Origin of the sequence: Actinomadura formosensis NBRC 14204, from assembly GCF_001552155.1 — a bacterium.
Lineage (GTDB): Bacteria > Actinomycetota > Actinomycetes > Streptosporangiales > Streptosporangiaceae > Spirillospora > Spirillospora formosensis.
The window spans coordinates 1-2908 of the sequence record NZ_BCQQ01000257.1; the positions used below are offsets into that span (position 1 = coordinate 1).

Genomic DNA, 2908 nt, shown 5'->3' on the forward strand with positions numbered 1-2908 from the left:
AGGAGCATGACCGCGCTCGCCGAGCACGGCCCATACCAGTGATGTCCAGCAGGTCCGCACCGCCACCCGCGACAGCGTCAGAGGAGAAGAGGCGATGTGACCACCATCGAGCGGGAGACGGACCTCAAGGCGAACGAGGTCTGGATCGGCGTCGACACCCACCGCGATATCAACGTCGCGGTCGCCCTGGACGAACGGGGCCGTCGGCTCGGTGACGCCACGGTACCGACCACCAGCAAAGGCAATGCCGAACTCTTGGCCTGGGCCCGGTCCCTCGGCAAGGAGATGCGCGGGTTCGCCATCGAGGGAACCGGCGGCTACGGCGCGAGCCTCACCCGGCACCTCCAGGGCGCCGGCCAGTTCGTCATCGAGGCGACCCGGCCGCGACGCGACCGCATGGCGCACCGCAACGACGGCAAGAGCGACACCTTGGACGCGCTTCGCGCCGCCAAGGCCCTGCTCGCCGAAGAACTCGCCGTCGCGCCCAAGCAGCGTGACGGAGACGTCGAGGCGCTCCGCACCCTCCAGGTCGTCAGGCGCAGCGCGGTCAAGGCCCGGACCTCCGCGATCAACGCCATGCGCGCCGTCCTCGTCACCGCCCCCGACCGGCTCCGGGATCAGTTCAGAGGGGTGACCAAGGACGTCCTGATCGAACGGTGCTCCCGGCTTCGCCCGGGAGACGACGGCCTGGACTCCTCCATCAAGCGCGCCCTCCGCCAGCTCGCCCGCCGCTGCAAGTCGCTCACCGAAGAGATCGTCGAAGTCGACGAGGAGATCGACCGCCTCGTCCGCCGCCGTGCGCCGCAGCTCCTGAAGCTGAACGGCGTCGGCATCGGCGTCGCCGCGACGCTCCTGGTCGCCGCCGGCGACAACCCGCACCGCCTGCGCAGCGAGGCCGGCTTCGCCCATATGGCCGGCGCCGCCCCCCTGCCCACCGGCAGCGGCCTGACCAGCGGCCGACACCGCCTCAACCGCGGCGGGAACCGCCAGGCCAACAACGCCCTCTGGACAATCACCCTGGTCCGGCTCCGGACCGACGAACGCACCAAGGCCTACGCCCAACGCCGGACCGCGGAGGGCAAGACCAAGAAGGAGATCATCCGCTGCCTCAAGCGCTACATAGCGCGCGAGATCTACCAGGTCGTCATCCAAGCCATGAGCCCCATTGACGGGGTTGCGGACACATAGGAGCGTCAACTTCGCCCAAGCCGTCGGTAAGGAGGCCGCCGTGCATAGTGGCTGCTGGGCCAGTGCCTCCCGAGTGCGCAGACTCGATGGCGGAAAGACCACCACCCTGGCTCGGTGGCAGCAGGTCCACGATCTGCTCGATGCGGGCGTTGGCCTGCTGGAATGTGCTCGACGGCTGAACCTGGCCCTGAACACCGTCAAACGGTATGCGCGGGTCGACAAGCCCGAGCAGATGCGGCGGGCACCCCAATACCGTCCCACGCTTGTCGATCCCTACCGGGAGTACCTGCGCAAACGCCGGGCTGAGGAACCCGCGGTCCCGGTCCTGCAGTTACTGTGCGAGATCCGCGAACGCGGCTACACCGGCAGCCAGAACCTGCTCTACCGCTACATCACCCAGGGCCGTGTCGAGGACGATCGTCCTGGCCTGTCCCCCCGCCGCCTCGCACGGCTCCTACTCGCCCGCCCCGACAATCTCAAGCCCGACCAGCACGAACTCCTCGCCAAGACCACCGGAGCCTGCCCGGAGATGAGCGCGCTCGCCGCCCTGGTCCGCGCCTTCGCCCGGCTCCTGGTTCCCGCCACCGACAACGCAGACCGGCTGCAAGAGTGGATCAGCACCGCTGAAAAGGTGAACCTACCGAACGTCCACTCGTTCATCCGCGGCCTGCGACTCGACCTCGACGCCGTCCGTGCCGCTCTGACCAGCGACTATCACAACGGCGGAACCGAAGGCGTCAATACCAAGACCAAGCTGATCAAGAGACAGATGTACGGCCGGGCAGGCTTCCACCTCCTGCGCCACCGCATCCTCCTCGGATGAGCCTCACCCTCTGCTACCACCGAAAGAGCGACAGAGCCCTAAAGATCGTGTGGGTGGGGTGGTGATCCGGAAGGCTGGGGCCTGTGCCCCGGCCGGGAAGGATTACCTGTGATCGACGACAAGGACGAAACCGCGGGCGGGCTGGATGTGCGGCTTGCTGCCGAACTGGTCGAGAAGGCCAAGGCGGAGGGGGTGTCGCTGGTCGGCCCGGACGGGTTGCTGGCTGGGATCACCAAGACGGTGCTGCAGGCCGCGCTGGAGGCCGAGATGGCCGAGCATCTGGGCTATGGGCGGGGCGAACGCCCGGCCGAGCCGACCGGCAACCATCGCAACGGCAGCTCGTCCAAGACGGTGTCGACCGAGGTCGGGCCGGTGCGGATCGATGTGCCGCGGGACCGGGCGGGTGAGTTCGAGCCGCAGATCGTGCCCAAGCACGCCCGCCGGGTGGCGGGGTTCGATGAGTCGATCATCTCGCTGTATGCCAAGGGCCTGACCACCGGCGAGATCCGCGCCCATCTGGCCGAGATCTACCAGGTCGAGGTCTCCCGTGACCTGATCTCGCGGGTGACTGACAAGGTCATCGACGAGATGGAGGCTTGGCGGGCCAGGCCGCTCGACAGCGTCTACCCGGTCGTGCTGATCGACGTGCTGTACGTCAAGATCCGCGAGGGCAACGTGGCCAACCGCCCGATCTACGTGGCCGTCGGGATCAACTGCCACGGTGAGCGCGATGTGCTGGGTCTGTGGGTGGGGACCGGCGGCGAGGGCGCCAAGCACTGGATGACCGTGCTGGCCGAACTGAAGAACCGCGGCGTGCAGGATGTGTGCATCGCCTGCTGCGACGGGCTCAAGGGCCTGCCCGAGGCCATCGAGCAGATCTGGCCGCAGGCCACCGTG

The 2908-nt window shown here is 68.1% G+C and carries 3 protein-coding genes; all 3 read left to right on the plus strand.

Annotated elements, in window-relative coordinates:
- Positions 1–96: 96 nt before the first annotated feature.
- Positions 97–1188: an IS110 family RNA-guided transposase gene (locus tag AF1_RS32270; protein WP_242608577.1), complete on the plus strand. Its 1092-nt coding sequence runs from the start codon at positions 97–99 to the stop codon at positions 1186–1188.
- A 73-nt stretch (positions 1189–1261) separates the two neighbouring features.
- The gene (locus AF1_RS32275) at positions 1262–2011 is read left to right on the plus strand and encodes an ISL3 family transposase (protein WP_067808089.1); all 750 of its coding nucleotides are present in this window, start codon (positions 1262–1264) and stop codon (positions 2009–2011) included.
- 141 nt (positions 2012–2152) lie between these two features.
- Positions 2153–2908: IS256 family transposase (locus tag AF1_RS32280; protein ID WP_457912015.1), on the plus strand; the 756-nt coding region annotated here is incomplete at its 3' end.